The sequence below is a fragment of the Streptomyces sp. NPDC028368 genome (genome assembly GCF_055565615.1).
The window spans coordinates 108271-126848 of sequence record NZ_JBVHTY010000009.1 but is presented as its reverse complement, the minus strand read 5'-3'; the positions used below and the strand labels follow the sequence as shown (position 1 = coordinate 126848).

18 protein-coding genes and 1 pseudogene are annotated in these 18578 nt (G+C 71.9%); 3 read left to right on the top strand and 16 right to left on the bottom strand.

What is annotated here, in order from left to right; translation table 11 throughout:
- Window positions 1-103: 103 nt before the first annotated feature.
- Both ACZ4S3_RS22035 and ACZ4S3_RS22030 read left to right on the top strand, forming a co-directional pair.
- Window positions 104-1510, top strand: coding sequence for a short-chain fatty acyl-CoA regulator family protein (locus ACZ4S3_RS22035; RefSeq protein WP_467936704.1), 1407 nt, complete (start codon window positions 104-106; stop codon window positions 1508-1510).
- 99 nt (window positions 1511-1609) lie between these two features.
- Window positions 1610-2146, top strand: a pseudogene (locus ACZ4S3_RS22030) (citrate/2-methylcitrate synthase); the annotation flags it as partial.
- Window positions 2147-2218: 72 nt separating this feature from the next.
- On the opposite strand, the gene ACZ4S3_RS22025 reads toward ACZ4S3_RS22030, so the two are convergent.
- From ACZ4S3_RS22025 to ACZ4S3_RS21955, 15 genes are all read right to left on the bottom strand, one after another.
- Window positions 2219-2989 (bottom strand): sirohydrochlorin chelatase, encoded by a 771-nt coding sequence (locus ACZ4S3_RS22025; protein WP_467936702.1) that lies wholly within the window; start codon window positions 2987-2989, stop codon window positions 2219-2221.
- A gap of 3 nt (window positions 2990-2992) precedes the next feature.
- On the bottom strand, window positions 2993-3964 hold the full coding sequence (locus tag ACZ4S3_RS22020) for an ABC transporter permease (RefSeq protein ID WP_467936700.1): 972 nt from the start codon (window positions 3962-3964) through the stop codon (window positions 2993-2995).
- Window positions 3951-4754 (bottom strand): ABC transporter ATP-binding protein, encoded by an 804-nt coding sequence (locus ACZ4S3_RS22015; RefSeq protein ID WP_467936698.1) that lies wholly within the window; start codon window positions 4752-4754, stop codon window positions 3951-3953. Before ACZ4S3_RS22015 ends, ACZ4S3_RS22020 begins: the two co-directional genes overlap by 14 nt.
- 46 nt (window positions 4755-4800) lie before the next feature.
- Window positions 4801-5907 carry an aliphatic sulfonate ABC transporter substrate-binding protein gene (locus ACZ4S3_RS22010; protein WP_467936696.1) on the bottom strand — a complete coding sequence of 369 codons (1107 nt, stop codon included), beginning with the start codon at window positions 5905-5907 and terminating at the stop codon, window positions 4801-4803.
- A 214-nt stretch (window positions 5908-6121) separates the two neighbouring features.
- A complete protein-coding gene (locus ACZ4S3_RS22005; protein ID WP_467936694.1) occupies window positions 6122-7516 on the bottom strand; it encodes a sulfate adenylyltransferase subunit 1 in 1395 nt (464 codons plus the stop codon).
- 2 nt (window positions 7517-7518) lie between these two features.
- Complete coding sequence (gene cysD, locus ACZ4S3_RS22000; protein ID WP_467936692.1) at window positions 7519-8466, bottom strand: sulfate adenylyltransferase subunit CysD; 948 nt, start codon at window positions 8464-8466, stop codon at window positions 7519-7521.
- Window positions 8463-9110, bottom strand: coding sequence for an adenylyl-sulfate kinase (gene cysC, locus ACZ4S3_RS21995; RefSeq protein ID WP_467937011.1), 648 nt, complete (start codon window positions 9108-9110; stop codon window positions 8463-8465). Before cysC ends, cysD begins: the two co-directional genes overlap by 4 nt.
- Window positions 9110-9799: a phosphoadenylyl-sulfate reductase gene (locus tag ACZ4S3_RS21990; RefSeq protein WP_467936690.1), complete on the bottom strand. Its 690-nt coding sequence runs from the start codon at window positions 9797-9799 to the stop codon at window positions 9110-9112. The genes cysC and ACZ4S3_RS21990 overlap by 1 nt, the downstream gene beginning before the upstream one ends.
- Window positions 9796-9996 (bottom strand): hypothetical protein, encoded by a 201-nt coding sequence (locus tag ACZ4S3_RS21985; protein ID WP_467936688.1) that lies wholly within the window; start codon window positions 9994-9996, stop codon window positions 9796-9798. Before ACZ4S3_RS21985 ends, ACZ4S3_RS21990 begins: the two co-directional genes overlap by 4 nt.
- Window positions 9993-11705, bottom strand: a complete 1713-nt coding sequence (locus tag ACZ4S3_RS21980) for a nitrite/sulfite reductase (RefSeq protein WP_467936686.1) — start codon at window positions 11703-11705, stop codon at window positions 9993-9995. Before ACZ4S3_RS21980 ends, ACZ4S3_RS21985 begins: the two co-directional genes overlap by 4 nt.
- A gap of 212 nt (window positions 11706-11917) precedes the next feature.
- The gene (locus ACZ4S3_RS21975) at window positions 11918-12001 is read right to left on the bottom strand and encodes a putative leader peptide (protein ID WP_350257049.1); all 84 of its coding nucleotides are present in this window, start codon (window positions 11999-12001) and stop codon (window positions 11918-11920) included.
- 92 nt (window positions 12002-12093) lie between these two features.
- Window positions 12094-12687, bottom strand: a complete 594-nt coding sequence (locus ACZ4S3_RS21970) for a GNAT family N-acetyltransferase (RefSeq protein WP_467936684.1) — start codon at window positions 12685-12687, stop codon at window positions 12094-12096.
- 64 nt (window positions 12688-12751) lie between these two features.
- Window positions 12752-13411: a class F sortase gene (locus tag ACZ4S3_RS21965; RefSeq protein WP_467936682.1), complete on the bottom strand. Its 660-nt coding sequence runs from the start codon at window positions 13409-13411 to the stop codon at window positions 12752-12754.
- 126 nt (window positions 13412-13537) lie between these two features.
- A complete protein-coding gene (locus ACZ4S3_RS21960) occupies window positions 13538-14395 on the bottom strand; it encodes an LLM class flavin-dependent oxidoreductase (RefSeq protein ID WP_467936680.1) in 858 nt (285 codons plus the stop codon).
- 265 nt (window positions 14396-14660) lie between these two features.
- On the bottom strand, window positions 14661-15953 hold the full coding sequence (locus ACZ4S3_RS21955) for a GAF domain-containing protein (RefSeq protein ID WP_467936678.1): 1293 nt from the start codon (window positions 15951-15953) through the stop codon (window positions 14661-14663).
- 325 nt (window positions 15954-16278) lie between these two features.
- On the opposite strand from ACZ4S3_RS21955, the gene ACZ4S3_RS21950 reads away from it, so the two are divergent.
- Window positions 16279-16695, top strand: a complete 417-nt coding sequence (locus ACZ4S3_RS21950; protein WP_467936676.1) for a hypothetical protein — start codon at window positions 16279-16281, stop codon at window positions 16693-16695.
- 221 nt (window positions 16696-16916) lie between these two features.
- Here the strand turns inward: ACZ4S3_RS21950 and ACZ4S3_RS21945 are convergent, their stop codons facing one another.
- Window positions 16917-18560, bottom strand: coding sequence for an acyl-CoA dehydrogenase family protein (locus ACZ4S3_RS21945; protein ID WP_467936674.1), 1644 nt, complete (start codon window positions 18558-18560; stop codon window positions 16917-16919).
- Between the last annotated feature and the right edge of the window lie 18 nt (window positions 18561-18578).

Here is an 18578-nt window from a genome sequence, read left to right as displayed (position 1 = left end):
GTATCTTCCCACCCGTCTTTGCCAACCTTGCGAAGGTTCGGGCAGGCTATGGTCCGCTGAAGATCCAGCGCGGAGACTCCCGCGGAGAGGGACGGCGATCACCGTGAGCAAGACCTACGCCGGAGCACGCCTGCGACGGCTTCGCGACGACCGGCGCCTGAGCCAGGCGGCCCTGGCGCGCATGCTGGAGATCTCGCCCAGCTACCTCAACCAGATGGAACACGACTCACGGCCGCTGACCGTCCCCGTCCTGCTTCGTCTCACCGAGGTGTTCGGTGTCGACGCGGGGTTCTTCTCCGAGCGCGACACCAGCAGGCTCGTCGCCGATCTGCGCGACGCACTCGCCAACGAGATCACCGCCGACCGGGTATCGCCCGCCGACATCGCGGAACTTGCCTCCCGCATGCCGACCGTCGCCGGAGTGCTGGTCGATCTCGGCCGCCGCAACCACCAGCTCGCCGAGCGGCTGGCCGAAGCCGCGGAGGGAAGGGGGCAGACCGTCGCCGCGCTGCCGCGTTCCCCGCACGAGGAGATCCGCGAATTCTTCTACCGCCGCCGGAACTACCTCCACGACGCCGACCTGGCCGCCGAACAGCTCGCCACCGAGATCCGCATCCGCCCCGGTGAGGTCGTGCGCATCCTGGCCGCCCGCCTGGCCGACCGCCACGACGTACGGGTATCGGCCGACTCGCGCGCCCTGCACCGCTACGACGCCGCCGAGCGCGTTCTGCGCCTGTCGAGCAGGCTGCGCCCCGGCCAGCAGGCGTTCCGGATGGCCACGCAGCTGGCGTTCCTCGAATACGACGACGAACTGTCCCGCCTCGCCTCGGAGGACTTCACCCCGGACTCCGCCGCCTGGTCGCTGGCCCGCATCGGCATCGCCAACTACTTCGCCGCCGCACTGATCCTTCCGTACCGCCGCTTCCACGCGGCGGCGGAAGAGGCGCGCTACGACATCGAGCGGCTCACCGACCAGTTCGGTCTCGGCTACGAGACGGTCTGCCACCGCCTGAGCACCCTCCAGCGCCCGCGCCTGCGGGGAGTGCCGTTCTCGTTCGTGCGGGTGGACCGCGCGGGCAATATGTCCAAACGGCAGTCGGCGACCGGCTTCCACTTCTCCCGGGCGGGCGGTACCTGTCCGCTGTGGAACGTCTACGAGGCGTTCGCCGCGCCCGGCCGCATCCACGTCCAGATCGCCGCGATGCCGGACGGGCAGCGCTACCTGTGGACCGCCCGAGCGATCACCCGGCACCGCGGTGGCTGGGGTGAGCCCGGCAAGACGTTCGCCATCGGCCTCGGCTGCGAGGTCCGGCATGCCTCCCGGCTCGTCTACTCGGACGGCCTGGACCTCGGCAACGCGGCGGCGGCCACCCCGATCGGCATGGGCTGCCGGATCTGCGAACGCACCGACTGCCCGCAGCGGGCGGTGCCGCCGCTGGACCGCCGGCTCGCGGTGGACGAGAACAGCAGCACGTTCGTGCCGTACCCCGTCGCCGAACCGGACATCTGATCGCGCGTTCCGCGGCCGGGGACGCGCGGCGGTCGCCGATGTCCGGGGTGCGGCGCCTGACCGCGCCCGGCCCATCCCCGCACCCCACGGAGGACCGCCATGCCCACTGTCATCCCGTCGGAGCAGCAGAAGCCGGACATCCACCGCGGTCTCGCCGGCGTCTTCGTCGACACCACGGAGATCTCCACGGTCATCCAGGAGACCAACTCCCTTACCTGCCGCGGCTATCCGGTCCAGGACCTGGCAGCCCGTTGCTCCTTCGAGGAAGTCGCCCACCTCCTCTGGTACGGCGAACTCCCCGACCCCGCGCAGCTGGCGGAGTTCCGGGCCCGCGAACGCGCCCTGCGCCCGCTGGACCGCACCACCGCCAAGTCCCTGCCCCTGCTGGCCTGCCTGCCGGCCGTGGTCGCCGCCGACCACCGCAGACGGCACGGGCTGGGCTGGAGCCCCTCCGGCCCGACCCGCGCCTCGGCTACGCCGAGAACTTCTTCCACATGTGCTTTCGGCACCGTTCCCGCCCCCGAGGTCGTGCGCTGCTTCGAGACCTCGCTGATCCTCTACGCCGAACACAGCTTCAACGCCTCGACGTTCACCGCCCGCGTGGTCACCTCCACCCTCTCCGACCTCTACAGCGCGGTGACGGCGGCGGAACGGCACCCGCCGACGACGGCTCGCAGGCGTCGGCGCGCGACGGACGCACGGCTCCCGTCAGGCGCTCAGCGCCGTCAGCCGCCGCCGGATGCGGCCCTCGGCCGCCTGGTCGTAGCGCCGGAGCAGGAGCCGGGCCAGCTCGGGGGCGGGGCCGAGCACCGGCGCGAGGATGTCCGCGCCGGCCTCGCGGGCCCCGGCGGCGATGCGGTCCGGGAGGAAGCCGGGCGCGATGACATAGGGGGCGACGGCGACCCGGTCGGCGCCGTCGGCCCGTAGCGCCCGCACGGCATCCGCCGTACGGGGAAGAGATGCGGAGGCGAACGCAGGTCGCACGGCACACCAACCAGCGGTGCGCCGCCACTCCCGCGCGATTTCAGCGATCACTGCGATCGCCTCCGGGTCACTGGAGCCCGCCGAGGCCAGCACGACCCCGGTCGAGCGGCGGTCGCCGGGCCGCAGCCCGGCTTCCTCCAGCCGCCGCTCCAGCGCGGCGGTCAGGAGGGAGGAGGGGCCGAGCACCTCGGCCTGATGGACGGTCAGCAGGGGCAGCCGCAGCGCGGCCTCCCGCAGTACCGCCGGGATATCGGACTTCGCGTGGAAGGCGCGGGTGAGGAGGAGCGGCAGCGCCACCACATCCCGTATCCCCTCGGCCGACAGGCGCTCCAGCACCCGGGGCACGCTGGGCGCGTTGAAGTCGAGATAGCCGACCTCGACCCGCAGCCCCGGCCGCAGCGACCGCACCCGCGCGCAGAGCGCGGAGACGGTCGCCGCGTGCCGCGGGTCGCGGCTGCCATGGGCGATGACGAGGAGTGTGGGGTGTGCGTCCATGGTTCAGCTCTTGACGAGGAGGCCGCGGCTGCGCAGTACCCGCCGCTCGATCGGGGCGAAGATCAGCAGCTCGATACCGATACCGACGATGAGGATCAGCAGGATCGCGGACAGCACCCAGGACATGTCGCCGATCTCGCGGCCCTGTTCCAGCAGCTGGCCCAGGCCGGTGCCCAGGTCGGGCGCGTTGACGATCAGTTCGGCGGCCATCAGGGAGCGCCAGGAGAAGGCCCAGCCCTGCTTGAGGCCGGCGATGTAGCCGGGGAGCGCGGCGGGCAGGAGGACATGCCGTACGCCCGCGAGGCCGGTGGCGCCGATGGTGCGGCCCGCCCGCAGGTAGAGGGGGGAGATCTGGTCGACGCCGGCCACCAGGCCGTTGGCGATGGAGGGCACGGCACCGAGCAGCACCACCGCGTAGATGGTGGCGTCGCTCAGGCCGAACCAGATGATCGCCGCCGGGACCCAGGCCACCGAGGGGAGGGACTGCAGACCGCTCAGGATCGGGCCGATCGCCGCCCGTACGGCCTTGACGCGGGCGACGACCAGACCGAGGGCGGTCCCGATGACGACCGAGGCCAGGAAGCCGAGGGCACCTCGGGAGACGCTGGTCCACACATAGCTCAGCAGCGTGCCCTCGAGCCACTTGTCCCGCAGGGAACGGGCGACCTCCACCGGGCTCGGCAGCAGGTAGTGCGCCTTGAGCTGGAAGTGGTAGGCGAGCTGCCACAGCGCCAGGACGATCGCGATGGCGACGAGGGGAGGCAGCGCCTTCGAGACGGCGGTACGCAGCCAGGGCTGACGGGCGACGACGGTGGATTCCAGGGCGTCGAGCCCGGCCTCCAGACCGGCGAGGTCACCGGAGGTGTCGCGCGCGGCGGGCGGCCGCACGGTCGCTTCGGCGGGCGTGCCGGCATCCGGAGCGGCGGCGGCTTCGCCGGCCGTTCCGGTGTCGGACGTGGTCTCAGTGCTGGCCATGGCGGCGGATCTCCCCACGGAGCTGTTCGGTGATCTCGACGGAAAGGTCGGCGACCGCGGCGTCCTCGATGCGTCGCGGCTGCGGGATGTCCACCTGCCACTCGCGGGCGATCTTGCCGGGGCGGGAGGAGAGCAGCACCACGCGCTGGGCGAGCCGTACGGCCTCGCGGACGTTGTGGGTGACGAAGAGGACCGAGAGGTTCGTCTCGCGCCAGATGCGGGTGAGTTCGTCGTGCAGGACGTCGCGGGTGATGGCGTCGAGCGCGGCGAACGGCTCGTCCATCAGCAGCAGCTGGCTGTCCTGGGCCAGCGCGCGGGCCATGGCGACACGCTGGCGCATACCGCCGGACAGCTCGTGCACGCGCTTGCCGTACGCACCGCGCAGCCGGACGAGGTCGAGCAGCCGCTCGGCCTCGGCACGGCGCTCGCCGCGCGGCACCCCGCGCAGCCGCAGCGCCAGTTCGATGTTGCGGCCCGCGGTCAGCCACGGGAACAGCGCGTGTTCCTGGAACATCAGGGCCGGCCGGCCGTCCGGCGTCTCGATGCTGCCGGCCGACGGCGCGTCGAGACCGGCCACGAGATTGAGCAGGGTGGACTTACCGCAGCCCGAGGCCCCCAGGAGGCAGACGAATTCGCCCGGTGCGACATCGATGCTGATGTCATCCAGCACATGCTGCTGCGCGCCGGGGCGGCCGAACGACTTCGAGACATGGTCGATACGAGCGGCGTACGGCACGGTGCCGGCCGGGGCCGCCGGGGCGGGCTGCTTGGTGAGTGTGGTGGTCGTCATCGGTGTCACCTCCTGGGGGACTGCGGTGCTACGGGATGGAGGGCGATCAGCTGCCGAGGCCGGCGTCGTCGATCGGCTGCTTGCCCTCGGACTTGAGCACCTTGTTCAGCAGGGTGAGGTCGTAGATGCCCTTGAGATCGGGCTTCTTCAGCAGACCCGCCTTGACGGCGTGGTCCGCCTCCTGCTGCAGGGTGGCGGCCAGCGGGTCATCGGTGATGTCGACGTTCTTGAACGCCGGGTCGATGACGTTCTCCGGCAGCGCCTTGCCGGAGAAGTGCGAGTCGGCGAGCTGGTCGTTGAGCGCCTTCTTCGCCTCGTCCGGGTGGGACCGGATCCAGGTGTTGGTCCGCACCGAGCCGCGCAGCACCGCCTCGACGGCCTTGGGGTGCTCCTTGAGGAACTTCTGGGAGACGATCACGTTCGTGATGACGAACTTGCCGTCCTTCCACAGCTTCTTCTCGTCCAGGATCGACTTGCCGCCCGCGGCGACCAGCTTGGAGGCCGTCGGCTCGGGCACCCAGGCGCCGTCGATGGAGCCCTGCTCGAAGGCGGTCGGCGTCACCTTGTTGTCGGTGCGCTGGACGGTGACATCGCCCTTGCCGGTCGTGGCGTCGACCTTGTAGCCCTTGCCGGCCAGGAAGTTCAGCAGCGCCACGTCCTGGGTGTTGCCCAGCTGCGGGGTGGCGATCTTCTTGCCCTTGAGATCGTCCAGGCTCTTGATCTTCTTCGGGTTGACCACCAGCGAGACACCGCCGGACGCCGAACCGGCGATGATCTTCAGGCTCTTGCCGTGCGACTTGACGTAGCCGTTGATCGCGGGGGAGGGGCCGATCCAGCCGATGTCGATGGAGCCGGAGTTGAGCGCCTCGATCTCGGCGGGGCCCGCGTTGAAGACGGAGGGCTTGACCTCCGTGCCGCCCAGTTCCTTCTGGAACAGGCCCTTTTGGAGGCCGATCAGCGGGGTGGCGTGCGTGGTGTTGCCGAAGAGCCCGATCCGGACTTGATCGAGCCCGTCAGTCTTCGGCCCCTTGGGGGCGACGGCGGCCGTGGTGTCCTTCTTGGCCTCGGAGCCGTAGCCGCAGGCGCCCAGCACGCCCACCAGGAGTGGTACGGAGACAGCGGCCGCCAGCAGGCGGTGACGAACGGCAGACACGGGAGGAGTTCCTCTCGGAGGGCCGGGGCAGTACGCGCCCCTCTAAGGCGCGCCCGGCAGATCGATGGATCTTCGGAAGGGGGGTGTGGGGGGTACGGAGTCGAGCATCGTCAGCACACACATCGCCCGACTCCTCCCTGCCCGCTTCCGAGGGCGCCGCTGCCGATGCGGCCGCCCTCAATCGCGAAGGTGGAAAACATGTCTTTCAGCATGTTCAGAAGTCCCATCCGTCGTTGTCCGCCTCGGCTGCCGGGGCGGCTTCCGCGGCCGCCTCCGCGAAGGCGGTGCCCGCCATGCCCGCGGTCAGCGTCGTACCGTCCGCCGGGTCGATCAGCAGGAAGGAGCCGGTGCGCCGGGAGTCGGCGTAGGCGTCCAGGGCCAGCGGCTCGGCGGTCCGCACCACGATCCGGCCGATGTCGTTGGCGGCCAGCTCGCCCGGCGCCGGGTGCTGGGAGAGGTCGTCCAGTGTCAGACGGGAGGGGATGTCCTTGACGATCGCCTTGACCGTGCGGGTGGTGTGCTTGAGCAGCACCCGCTGGCCGACGGTCAGCGGACGGTCCGCGACATGGCAGATCGTGGCCTCGATGTCCTGGGAGACCGACGGCGCCGAGGCGGTCGGGGCGATCAGGTCACCGCGCGAGATGTCGAGGTCGTCGCTGAGCCGGACGGTCACCGACTGCGGCGCCCAGGCGACGTCCACGGCCTGGCCGAGCACGTCGATCGCCTCGATGGTGCTGGTGCGGCCCGAGGGCAGCACGGTCACCGGGTCGCCGACGCGCAGCACGCCTGAGGCGATCTGGCCCGCGTAGCCGCGGTAGTCGGGGTGTTCGGCGGTCTGCGGACGGATCACGTACTGGACCGGGAAGCGGCCGGGGTCCTCGGCGGGATCAGCGACGACCGGGACGGTCTCCAGGTGCTCCAGCACGGTCGGGCCGCCGTACCAGTCCATGTTGGCCGAGGGGGACACGACGTTGTCGCCGGCCAGCGCCGAGATCGGGATCGCGGTGATCTCCGGGACGCCCAGCGAGGCGGCGTAGGTGGTGAACTCCTCGGCGATGGCGGCGAAGACGGGCTCGGCGTAGTCGACCAGGTCCATCTTGTTGACCGCGAGGACGACGTGCGGGACGCGCAGCAGAGCGGCCACGGCCGCGTGCCGCCGGGTCTGCTCGACGACACCGTTACGGGCGTCGACCAGGACGACGGCCAGCTCGGCCGTCGAGGCACCCGTGACCATGTTGCGGGTGTACTGCACGTGTCCCGGGGTGTCGGCGAGGATGAAGCGGCGCCGGGGTGTGGCGAAGTAGCGGTAGGCGACATCGATGGTGATGCCCTGCTCCCGCTCGGCGCGCAGCCCGTCGGTCAGCAGCGCCAGGTCGGGCGTCTCCTGCCCGCGGCCCAGCGAGGCCCGCTCGACGGCCTCGAGCTGGTCGGCGAGCACCGACTTGGAGTCGTGGAGCAGCCGGCCGACCAGGGTCGACTTGCCGTCGTCGACGGAGCCGGCGGTGGCGAACCGCAGCAACGAGGTCGCGCCGGCGTCCTCCCCCAAGCTCTCGGCTCCGCTCGAGCAGGGGGGACCCCCATCGCCCTCAACAGCATTGGTGGTGCTCATTGTTAGAAGTACCCCTCGCGCTTACGGTCCTCCATGGCGGCCTCGGACATCTTGTCGTCGGCCCTCGTTGCGCCCCGCTCGGTGAGCCGGGATGCGGCGATCTCCGCGATGACGGCCTCGATGGTGTCGGCGTCGGAGTCGACCGCACCGGTGCAGGACATATCGCCCACCGTGCGGTAGCGCACCCACCGCGTCTCGAGGGTCTCGCCGTCCTTGGGGCCGCCCCACTCGCCGGGCGACAGCCACATGCCGGCCCGGCCGAAGACCTCGCGCTCATGGGCGTAGTAGATGGCGGGCAGTTCGATCTTCTCGCGGGCGATGTACTGCCATACGTCCAGCTCGGTCCAGTTGGACAGCGGGAAGACGCGGACGTGTTCGCCGGGCGAGTGGCGGCCGTTGTAGAGCTGCCACAGCTCGGGGCGCTGCCGGCGCGGGTCCCAGCCGCCGAACTCGTCGCGCAGCGAGAACACCCGCTCCTTGGCGCGGGCCTTCTCCTCGTCCCGGCGGCCGCCGCCGAAGACCGCGTCGAAGCGGTTCTTCTCGATGGCGTCCAGCAGCGGCACGGTCTGCAGCGGGTTACGGGTGCCGTCGGGGCGCTCGCGCAGCTCACCGCGGTCGATGAAGTCCTGTACGGAGGCGACGTGCAGCCGCAGGCCGTGCTGCTCGACGGTGCGGTCGCGGTAGTCGAGGACCTCGGGGAAGTTGTGCCCGGTGTCGACGTGCAGGAGGGAGAAGGGCACCGCGGCCGGCGCGAACGCCTTCAGCGCGAGGTGCAGCATGACGATGGAGTCCTTGCCACCGGAGAAGAGGATCACCGGCCGCTCGAACTCGCCCGCCACCTCCCGGAAGATGTGCACCGCCTCGGACTCCAGGGCGTCCAGGTGCGACAGCGCGTACGGGCTGTCGCCGGACTCGCCGCCGGTCTCGGTACGAACGGTCGCGGTGGTCACGCCAGTCCCCTTTCGACGAGCAGCTCGTAGAGCGCGGCTGCGGACTCCTGCACGGTCTGGGTGTGCGACTCGATGCGCAGGTCGGGCGATTCGGGCTGCTCGTAGGGGTCGTCCACGCCGGTCAGCCCGGATATCTCACCGGCCGCCTGCTTGGCGTACAGCCCCTTCACATCGCGCTCGGAGCACACCTCGACCGGGGTGGCCACATGCACCTCGAGGTACGCGCTGCCCTCGGCCTGGTGGCGCTTGCGCACCGCCTCACGGGACTCCGTGTACGGCGCGATCACCGGCACCAGGGCGGTGACCCCGTTGCTCGCCAGCAGCTCGGCGACGAACCCGATCCGCTGGACGTTGGTGTGCCGGTCGGCGCGGGTGAAGCCGAGGCCGGCGGAGAGGAATTCGCGGATCTCGTCGCCGTCGAGGACCTCGACCCGGCGGCCCTCGCCGCGCAGCCGCTCCGCGAGCGCATACGCGATCGTGGTCTTGCCTGCGCTCGGCAGTCCGGTCAGCCACACCGTGGCGCCCGTCATCGGCTTCTCCTGAACATCCGCAACGTCCTGAACATCCTGTGTGCCCGGCGAGGTGCCCTGCGCTGTGCGCAATGTGCCCTCGGCCGCGCCCCGAAAATCCTGCAGTTCGGCCATCAGTGCAAGCCGCACTCGGTCTTGTTACTGCCTGCCCAGCGGCCCGCCCGCGCGTCCTCGCCCGCCAGAACCCGGCGGGTGCAGGGGGCGCAGCCGACGGAGGCGTAACCGTCCATCAGCAGCGGGTTGGTGAGCACGCCGTGCTCGGCGACGTAGGCATCCACATCGGCCTGCGTCCAGCGGGCGATCGGCGAGATCTTGACCTTCTGGCGCTTGGCGTCCCAGCCGACGACCGGGGTGTTCGCCCGGGTCGGGGACTCGTCCCGGCGCAGCCCGGTCGCCCAGGCGTCGTAGCCGGTCAGGCCCTCTTCGAGCGGCTTGACCTTACGCAGCGCGCAGCACAGGTCCGGGTCCCGGTCGTGCAGCTTCGGCCCGTACCGGGCGTCCTGCTCCGCGACCGTCTGACGGGGCGTCAGGGTGATGACGTTGACGTCCATCACCTCGGCGACCGCGTCCCGCGTCCCGATGGTTTCCGGGAAGTGGTAGCCGGTGTCGAGGAACACCACGTCCACGCCGGGGATGGCGCGCGAGGCGAGGTGGGCGACGACCGCGTCCTCCATGGAGGAGGTGACGCAGAAGCGGGCGCCGAACGTCTCGCCGGCCCAGGTGAGGATCTCGAGCGGGGCCGCGTCCTCCAGGTCGCGGCCCGCGCGCTCGGCGAGCTGCGGCAGATCGGTGGCAGTGGTCACGACGCACCTCCGGCAGAGGGTGACGGGGAAGCGGACAGCCCTTGCGAGAGCAGGCCCAGGAACTTCAGCCGGAACGCGCGGCTGCACGAACGGCATTCCCAGGCGGCACCCTCGCCGCGGACCGAACCCTCCTCGGAGGGCCGCAGGTCCTCGTCACCGCAGTACGGGCAGTAGAACGGGGCGGCACGCTCGCTCACTTCAGCGCACCCTCTTCCGCGCGGGCGGCCCACTGGGCGAACCGCTCACCGTCGGTGCGCTGCTCCTGGAAGTTGCGCAGCACCCGCTCGACGTAGTCGGGCAGTTCGTCGGCGGTGACCTTCAGTCCGCGGACCTTACGGCCGAATCCGGCCTCCAGGCCCAGCGCGCCGCCCAGGTGGACCTGGTAGCCCTCGACCTGGTTGCCGTCGTCGTCCAGCACCAGCTGGCCCTTGAGACCGATGTCCGCGACCTGGATACGGGCGCAGGCGTTCGGGCAGCCGTTGAGGTTGATGGTGACCGGCTCCTCGAACTCCGGGAGACGGCGCTCGAGTTCGTCGATCAGCGAGGAGCCGCGGCCCTTGGTCTCGACGATCGCCAGCTTGCAGAACTCGATGCCGGTGCAGGCCATCGTGCCGCGCCGGAACGGGGACGGCGTGACCCGCAGGTCCAGCGACTCCAGACCGGAGACCAGCGAGTCGACCTGCGACTCGTCGATGTCCAGCACGATCATCTTCTGCTCGGCGGTGGTCCGCAGCCGGCCCGAGCCGTGCTCCGCGGCCAGGTCGGCGATCTTGGTGAGGGTGGCGCCGTCGACCCGGCCGACGCGCGGGGCGAAGCCCACGTAGAAGCGGCCGTCCGTCTGCTTGTGCACGCCGACGTGGTCGCGCCACTGCTGGTCGGGCTGGGCCGGGGCGGGGCCGTCGGTCAGCTTCCGCTTGAGGTACTCGTCCTCCAGCACCTGGCGGAACTTCTCCGGGCCCCAGTCGGCGACCAGGAACTTCAGGCGGGCGCGGGTGCGCAGCCGGCGGTAGCCGTAGTCGCGGAAGATCGAGATGACGCCTTCGTAGACATCGGCGGCCTCCTCGCGCGAGACCCAGGCGCCCAGCCGGACACCGAGCTTGGGGTTGGTGGAGAGGCCGCCGCCGACCCAGACGTCGAAGCCGGGGCCGTGCTCGGGGTGCTCGACGCCGACGAACGAGATGTCGTTGATCTCGTGCGCGACGTCCAGCAGGGGCGAGCCGGAGACCGCGGACTTGAACTTGCGCGGCAGGTTGGAGAACTCGGGGTTGCCGACGATCCGGCGGTGGATCTCCTCGATCACCGGGGTGCCGTCGATGATCTCGTTCTCGGCGATACCGGCGACCGGCGAGCCGAGGATGACGCGGGGGGTGTCACCGCACGCCTCGGTGGTCGACAGGCCGACGGCTTCGAGCCGCTGCCAGATCTCCGGGACGTCCTCGATGCGGATCCAGTGGTACTGGACGTTCTGCCGGTCGGTGATGTCGGCGGTGCCGCGGGCGAACTCCTGCGAGATCTCGCCGATCACCCGCAGCTGCTCGGTGGTCAGCCGCCCGCCGTCGATGCGGACCCGCAGCATGAAGTACTTGTCGTCCAGCTCCTCCGGCTCCAGGATCGCGGTCTTGCCGCCGTCGATCCCGGGCCTGCGCTGGGTGTACAGACCCCACCAACGCATCCGTCCGCGCAGGTCGTTGGGGTCGATGGAGTCGAAGCCGGCCTTGGAGTAGACCGTCTCAATGCGTGTCCGCACATTGAGACCGTCGTCGTCCTTCTTGAACTGCTCGTTGCCGTTGAGCGGCGTGAAGTGGCCAACGGCCCACTGGCCCTCGCCGCGGTGGCGGCCGGCCTTGCGGCGCGGCTTTGCGGCCCCGGCCGAGGGCTGGGGGAGTTCCGGGGTGTCGGCGGCCATGGGTGTACGTCCTTCTGGGCGGGCTCAAGGGTGCGGACGGGCCCGGCGTGCCCGCGGTGACCTGTGCAGACATACCGAAACGCGGCGCGTGGCAACGCGTCGGAGGTGTGCTGCAGGGGCGGGTGCCGGCCTGTCCGCGACGATGGGGACGGCGGGAAATCGGTGGTGCTGGCGGTGCCGGGCCGGGGCTCGGAGCCCTGGTCGGCGCTTCGTCAGCCTGCCCGACAAATGGCGCTGGACATGCGGCCGAGGTCGACGTGCCGCCGACTCACCAAGGCAATTCCAGCTCTGGACATGACGGAAGCGTGGCACGTCGTTCTCCGGCCAGTCCACCGTCGTCCAGGATTTGGACATCACTGTCCCGAATGTTGGGACACTGTGTCATGGGTCACTCGGCGACCGGCGTGACCGGCCCCGCGCCGGGCCACGGGCCGGGCATCGCGACCTGGGGCTCCTCGGTCACCGTCGTCTCGTACACCCGGAACCCGCGCCGCTCGTAGTTGGCCCTCGCATGCACGCCGTCGTCGCTGCAGGTGTGCACCCACACCCGCCGCGTCCGCTCCCGTTCCGGCCACCGCTCCGCCAGGTCCCAGGCCCGCTCCGTGCCGTACGCGAGCAGCTGCCCGCCGATCCGGCGCCCCCGGAAACCCGGTATCAGCCCGAAGTAGGCGATCTCCACGACACCCTCCGGCTGCGCGTCCAGCTCGATGAAGCCGGCGGGCGTCCCGCGCTCGTACGCCACCCAGGTCTCCACCCCCGGCCGCGCCAGATACTCCGCCCACCGCGCATACGACCAGCTCAGCCGGTCCGTCCACAGAATGTCCCCGCCGACCGCCGTATAGAGGAACCGGCTGAATTCCGGCGACGGCACCTCGGACCCGACGATCCGGACACCCCGCTCGGAGGGCGGCCGCCCGGCGGGGGCGAGGTCGGCGCGCGAGGTCTGCTCCAGATACCAGGTGGTGACGGCGACGCTGCTCATGGCGTCAGCACATCACACGGATGTTCGGTGGCGGGGCCCGGCCCGGTGCGTGGACGGACGTCCGCTACGCGATCCCCGTCATTCGGGCGAAGACCACCACATTCCCCGCGTAACCGGCACTCGCGGAATAGCCGCCGCCACAGGTCAGGAGGCGGAGCTCGGGGTGCCCGGTGGCGCCGTAGACCTCCCTGGCCGGGAAGTGCCGCTTGCTGAAGACCTGGACGCCGTAGACCTCGAAAACCGCGGTGCGCCCGTCCTTGCGGGTCACCCGGATCGTCTGGCCCTTCTTGAGGGAGCCCAGGCGGTAGAAGACCGCGGGGCCGCTATAGGTGTCGACATGGCCAACGATGACGGCGGTGCCCCGCTCGCCCGGCGTCGGGGCGTGGGTGTACCAGCCCGCGAGGTTGGGGTTCCGCGCGGGCGGGGCGGCTATCCAGCCGTCCTTGTCCAGGCCGAGCGGTACGACCGGGGCGGAGACCCGGAGCGAGGGGATGGCCACCCGGGAGACGGCCGAGCGGGCGAGCGGGCGCGGACCGGAGAGGTGGCGGTCGGCGCGGGAGAGCGCGGTGCCGCCGGCCGGCTGCGGCGGGCCGTCGGCCTCGTCCGACAGCCCGCTGCGCAGCATGCCGAAGCCGGTGAGGCCGACCAGGGCCAGCACGCCCCAGTTGGGCCGGCGCGGGGCGGGTTCCGCGCGCGGCTCCTCGGGCCGGCCCAACAGGCTCATCGCTCTCCTCCCGGGGCCGTGCTCCCCTCCGCGCACGGTCCTGGGACGGCACGCTAGGCGCGCGGCGCGCGGGAGGCGACAGCACACGGCCGATCGGGTGACCGGCTCACCGACCGGCGGCCGCGCCTACCCGAACACCGCGTCGGCGAGCCGCCCGACCTGGTCCGGGTCAGGCGACCAGCAGTAGAGCATCACCTCATCGGCGCCGATCGCCGTGAACGCGGCCACCGCGTCGCGGATCTGCGCCCGGGTGGTGAGCATCCCGTTCACGATGTGGTCGGTCCAGCCGGCGTCCGGCCCGTAGTACGCGCGCAGCTCCCGGCGGGCCCGGTCGATCACCGGCTGAGGGCCGAGAGCCGCGTTGACCTGGGCCACCAGCCGCGGCAGTCCCTCCCGGCCGGCCCGGGTCCAGGCGGCCTCCACATCACGGAACATGCCGTCCATCTGCTGGGGCGGCAGTGCGGCGCCGAGGAAGCCGTCGCCCCAGCGGGCGACCCGCTCCACCACGGCGGGCACAAAGCCGCCGAAGAGCACCTCGGGGCCGCCGGACCGCGCCGGAGCGGGACCGATCGGACCGACATCCTCGGCGAACGGCTCACCGGCCCACAGTCGCCGCAGCTCCGCCATCTGCTGGTCGAGGCGGCGGCCCCGGGTACGGATGTCGACGCCCGCGGCCAGGTAGTCGTCCTCGCGCCCGCCCAGCCCGATGCCGAGCGTGAAGCGCCCGCCGGAGAGCAGGTCGAGGGTGGCGGCCTGCTTGGCGAGCAGCGGCGTGGCGTGCAGCGGGGCGAGCAGCACCTCGGTCTGCACCCGGACACGGGAGGTGGCACCGGCCAGGGTGGCCAGGGTGATCAGCGGCTCGGGGTTGGTGAACACCAGCCGGTCGAGCAGCGCGACGGTGGTGAAGGGAGTGGCGTCGGCGCGCCGGGCCCAGGTGAGCAGCTGCGCGGGATCGCCGATGGGAAGGCCGAGGCCTACGGACATGAGGTCCTCCAGAAGGACGGGCGGGCCGGACGGCATGCGGGCATGCGCCATCACGGATTGTCGTGTCGCCCACTCGTTTGGCCACGCACCTGCCCTGCGGCGGCGCGCGCTGCTCCCGTTCCGCGACGTCCTTCTGGAGAGCTGTCTTCAGAGCGCGGCCAGCGTAGGGGAAACGAACGCGCGTCCGCACGCGATTTTTGATTCCGCCCGCGCCCCGCCCCGCACGCGCCCAACCGCGCACGCCCGGCCCCGCACCCCCAACCCCTCACCCCCGCCGCGCCGCCACCACCGCCGGCGCCGACGACTGCGGCAGCAGCTGTACGCGCCGCGGCGGCAGCCGCAGCTCCACCTCCACCCCGTCCGCGAAGCGGTACGGCCGGTGCGTCAGCACCCCCGCCAGATGGCGGCGCAGCCGGGACAGCTCGGCGCGCACCGTGACCGTACGCCCGCGGTCGCCGAACAGGTCCTGCGCGAGCTCGGCGGCGCTGCGGCCCTCGGGATGATGCACGGCGAGGACGAACAGCAGCTCGGCGTGGCGCGGGGACAGCTCGTGCGACCAGCCGCCGGCCGGCCCCGTGACGGTGACTGCCGCACCGTCCCGCCCGCTGACGTCCAGCAGCACCCGGCTGGGCCCGTCCGCCGGCTCCTCCCGGCCGATCCGGATCAGCCAGCCGCCGGGCAGCGGCTCCAGCGTGCACATGCCGTACCGCGGCAGCCACAGCGGACCGGCCTGGGGCGCCTTGGGCAGCGCCACCCGGTCCGGCGGGGTCATTCCGGTGACCCCGGCGGTCCAGCCGTTCGGATCGACGGCCAGCGCCCGCCCGCCGATCCGCGCCAGCACCGGCGCCGCGCTCGACCGCAGCCGCGCCAGTGACGCGTGATGCCGGGTGCGCAGCTCGCCCTCCGCGAGCCGGGCGACGGCGGAGACCAGGGACAGCGTCGTGGGGTGGAAGGAGGGCGCCGGGCCGCTGATATCCACGGTGCCCAGCAGGCGTCCGTCGCGCGGGTCGTGCAGCGGCGCCGCGGCACACGTCCACTGGTGGTGCGAGCGGACGAAGTGCTCGGCGGAATGCACCAGCACCGGGCGCCGGGCCACCAGCGCGGTGCCGATCGCGTTGGTGCCGACGACGCCCTCCGTCCAGTCGGCGCCCTTGTCGAAGCCCAGCCGGTCGGCCATCCGCCGGACCGGCGCGCTGCCCTCCCGCCACAGCACCCGGCCCTCGGCATCGGTGACGACCATGATCTGCTGCGCCGCGTCGGCGGCCGCCAGCAGCCCGTCGTTGAGGACCGGCAGCACCGTCGTCAGCTGGGACTGCTGGCGACGGTGCTCCAACTCGGCCATGGGCAGCGGGTGTTGGAGCCGGTCCCGCTCCGGGTCGACGCCCGAGCCGATGGCCCGCAGCCAGGACTCGCCGATGACCGGGCGGGGCGCCCCCAGCGGCGCATCGGGCGGCAGCTCCCCCGAGAGCGCGGCCTCACGGACCGAGGCGAGGCGGCGTGCGGTCTCCCGGATGTCCTGGGCCGACCGGACGGCGCTGCCGATCGCTGTGTCCTTCACGCTGCCCCCCGTTGCGCAACTGTCACGGCGGCCACCGGTGCCGGTGCCGCCACCTGGCCCGTGCCCATCGTGCCGTCACCAGGGCGGAGCCGTAGGCCCATTGGGCAGATCCACTGCAACGGGATGCAACCGTTGTGGCCTATGACGCGTACCGGGAAATCTGGTCCCAGCGGCCGATGGCTTCCCTCCCCCACGCCTTAAAGGCGCGGGGGGACCCCGTCCGCAGGCGCGCCGGTCACCCGTCGGCGAGCCCGCCGGCTGTCCGCCGGGGATTCCATCGGCCGCCGCCACATCCGCAGGGCACGGTGCGGGAGGAGAGCTCATCATGAGGGCGATCGCTCCGCGCGTCGTGGTGATCGGAGCGACGGAGGGACTGCGTATCGCACGCGCCGGACGGCTGGCCGCCCACTACGGGGTACCCCGGCTGCCCGCGGTCGACGTTCTGATCAGACGTCAGCCGCTGCCCGCCGACGGCTATGTCATCGACGGCGCACCCCAGGTGCTCGGCAGGGTGGCCGGCCTCGGGGGTCTGCTGCCCGCGCCGGCCTTCGCCGATCTCGTCGCGTATCTGCGCGAACCGGGCCGCGCGGAAGGGGAGGACGCCGGCCGGGTCCTGCGGTACTACGAGGCCCGCGGGGTGCTGGTCGGCTTCCGGCCGGACGCACCCGACGGCGACCTCATCCTGGCCATCGATGCGGCGGTACGCGGGCGGACCGCGGCGGACCCGCCGAGATGGCCCTGAGACCGGGAAGGGTGCCGAGTCGGCGCGGCACCCCTCCTTGACCGGCGCGGCGGCGGTAACCCCCCGTCCCGTCCCCGGAGGAAGCCCCCGCCCCTCCAGAGGGAACGCGGAACCGCCGCCGCGCCAGCCCCCAGGGGGTTGCCGAACAGATCCCGTAGGGGTCGCAAGGCCCCCCTACGGGCCACCAACGAGGCGAGGTCCAGGGATTGTTCCCGTAGCGCTCAGCAGTCCCTGACCGGTCGCGCCCGCGTCACGATCGTGGCCAGGTCCAGCGTGTGCGGCAGCGTCCCGAATGCCGCGCCCGCGTCGCCGCCCAGCCGGGACGCGCAGAAGGCGTCCGCCACCTCGGGCGGCGCGTACCGCACCAGCAGCGACCCCTGCAGTACCAGCGCCAGCCGCTCCACCAGCCGCCGGGCCCGCGCCTCGACGCCGTGCAGATCGGCGAGTTCGGTCAACAGCTCCTTGATCGCCCGGTCCAGCCGGTGGTCCGCGCCGCGGGCCGTGCCGATCTCCGTCAAGTACGCGTTCAGGGCGGCCGGTTCGTGCCGCAGCGCCCGCAGGGCGTCCAGCGCCTGGACGTTTCCCGAGCCCTCCCAGATGGAGTTCAGCGGCGCCTCGCGCAGCAGCCGCGGCATCCCCGACTCCTCGACATAGCCGTTGCCGCCCAGGCACTCCAGCGCCTCGGCCGCCACCGGTGTGCACCGCTTGGTCACCCAGTACTTGGCGGCCGGGACCGCCAGCCGCAGAAAGTGCCGGTCCTGCTCGGTGCCGCCGTCGTACGCCGCCGCCAGCCGTAGCGCCAGCGTCGTCGCCGCCTCCGACTCCAGCGCCAGATCGGCCAGCACATTGCGCATCAGCGGCTTGTCGATCAGCGGCCCCCCGAACGCCTCCCGGTAGGCGCAGTGGTGCACCGCCTGCGCCACCGCCTGCCGCATCACCGCCGCCGACCCGGTCACACAGTCCAGCCGGGTCGCCGCGACCATCTCGATGATCGTCGCCACCCCGCGCCCCTCCTCGCCCACCCGGCGCGCCCAGGTCTGCCCGTCGAACTCGATCTCCGCCGAGGCGTTGGAGCGGTTGCCGAGCTTGTCCTTGAGCCGCTGGATCCGGAACGCGTTACGGGTCCCGTCCGGCAGCACCCGCGGCAGCAGAAAACAGGTGAGCCCGCCCGGCGCCTGCGCCAGCACCAGGAAGACGTCCGACATCGGCGCGGAACAGAACCACTTGTGGCCGGTCAGGACGTACTCCCCGGACGCGGCCAGCGGCTCGGCGCGGGTGGTGTTGGCCCGTACGTCGCTGCCGCCCTGCTTCTCCGTCATCGCCATGCCGGCCAGCGCCCCGCCCTTCTCGGCGGCCGGCCGCAGCTCCCGCTCGTACACCCGTGAGGTCAGCAGCGGCTCCCACTCGGCGGCCAGCTCCGGATCGGCGCGCAGTGCGGGCACCGCCGCATGCGTCATGGACACCGGGCAGGTGTGTCCCGCCTCGGCCTGTGACCAGACCAGGAATCCGGCGGTACGGCGGACATGGCCGTCCGGGCGCGACCAGGCGTCGGTGAGGCCGGCCGTCACGGCGTGCCCGAGCAGCCGGTGCCAGGCCGGGTGGAACTCCACCTCGTCCAGGCGATGTCCGTAGCGGTCGTGGGTGTGCAGGACAGGCGGGGAGGCGTTGGCCTGTTCGGCCCACCGCTGAGCATGCGCCGAACCGGCCGCCTGCCCCAGCCGGCCCAGTTCCTCGCGCACCGCATCGAGCCGGGCGTCGTCGATATACCGCGTGATGCCCTCGGTGAGCGCCGGATCGGAGGCGAAGACGTCGTATCCGACCAGTGGCGGGGGCTGGTTCGTGACCGTATGAGTGCTGGCTGCCATGGCAGATACGGTAAGGAG

Coding starts and splice junctions, on each gene's coding strand:
- ACZ4S3_RS22025 (WP_467936702.1), bottom strand. CDS start 2,989: ATGGACGCACACCCCACACTCCTCGTCATCGCCCATGGCAGCCGCGAC.
- ACZ4S3_RS22020 (WP_467936700.1), bottom strand. CDS start 3,964: ATGGCCAGCACTGAGACCACGTCCGACACCGGAACGGCCGGCGAAGCC.
- ACZ4S3_RS22015 (WP_467936698.1), bottom strand. CDS start 4,754: ATGACGACCACCACACTCACCAAGCAGCCCGCCCCGGCGGCCCCGGCC.
- ACZ4S3_RS22005 (WP_467936694.1), bottom strand. CDS start 7,516: ATGAGCACCACCAATGCTGTTGAGGGCGATGGGGGTCCCCCCTGCTCG.
- cysC (WP_467937011.1), bottom strand. CDS start 9,110: ATGGCCGAACTGCAGGATTTTCGGGGCGCGGCCGAGGGCACATTGCGC.
- ACZ4S3_RS21980 (WP_467936686.1), bottom strand. CDS start 11,705: ATGGCCGCCGACACCCCGGAACTCCCCCAGCCCTCGGCCGGGGCCGCA.
- ACZ4S3_RS21975 (WP_350257049.1), bottom strand. CDS start 12,001: ATGTCCAGAGCTGGAATTGCCTTGGTGAGTCGGCGGCACGTCGACCTC.
- ACZ4S3_RS21970 (WP_467936684.1), bottom strand. CDS start 12,687: ATGAGCAGCGTCGCCGTCACCACCTGGTATCTGGAGCAGACCTCGCGC.
- ACZ4S3_RS21965 (WP_467936682.1), bottom strand. CDS start 13,411: ATGAGCCTGTTGGGCCGGCCCGAGGAGCCGCGCGCGGAACCCGCCCCG.
- ACZ4S3_RS21960 (WP_467936680.1), bottom strand. CDS start 14,395: ATGTCCGTAGGCCTCGGCCTTCCCATCGGCGATCCCGCGCAGCTGCTC.
- ACZ4S3_RS21950 (WP_467936676.1), top strand. CDS start 16,279: ATGAGGGCGATCGCTCCGCGCGTCGTGGTGATCGGAGCGACGGAGGGA.
- ACZ4S3_RS21945 (WP_467936674.1), bottom strand. CDS start 18,560: ATGGCAGCCAGCACTCATACGGTCACGAACCAGCCCCCGCCACTGGTC.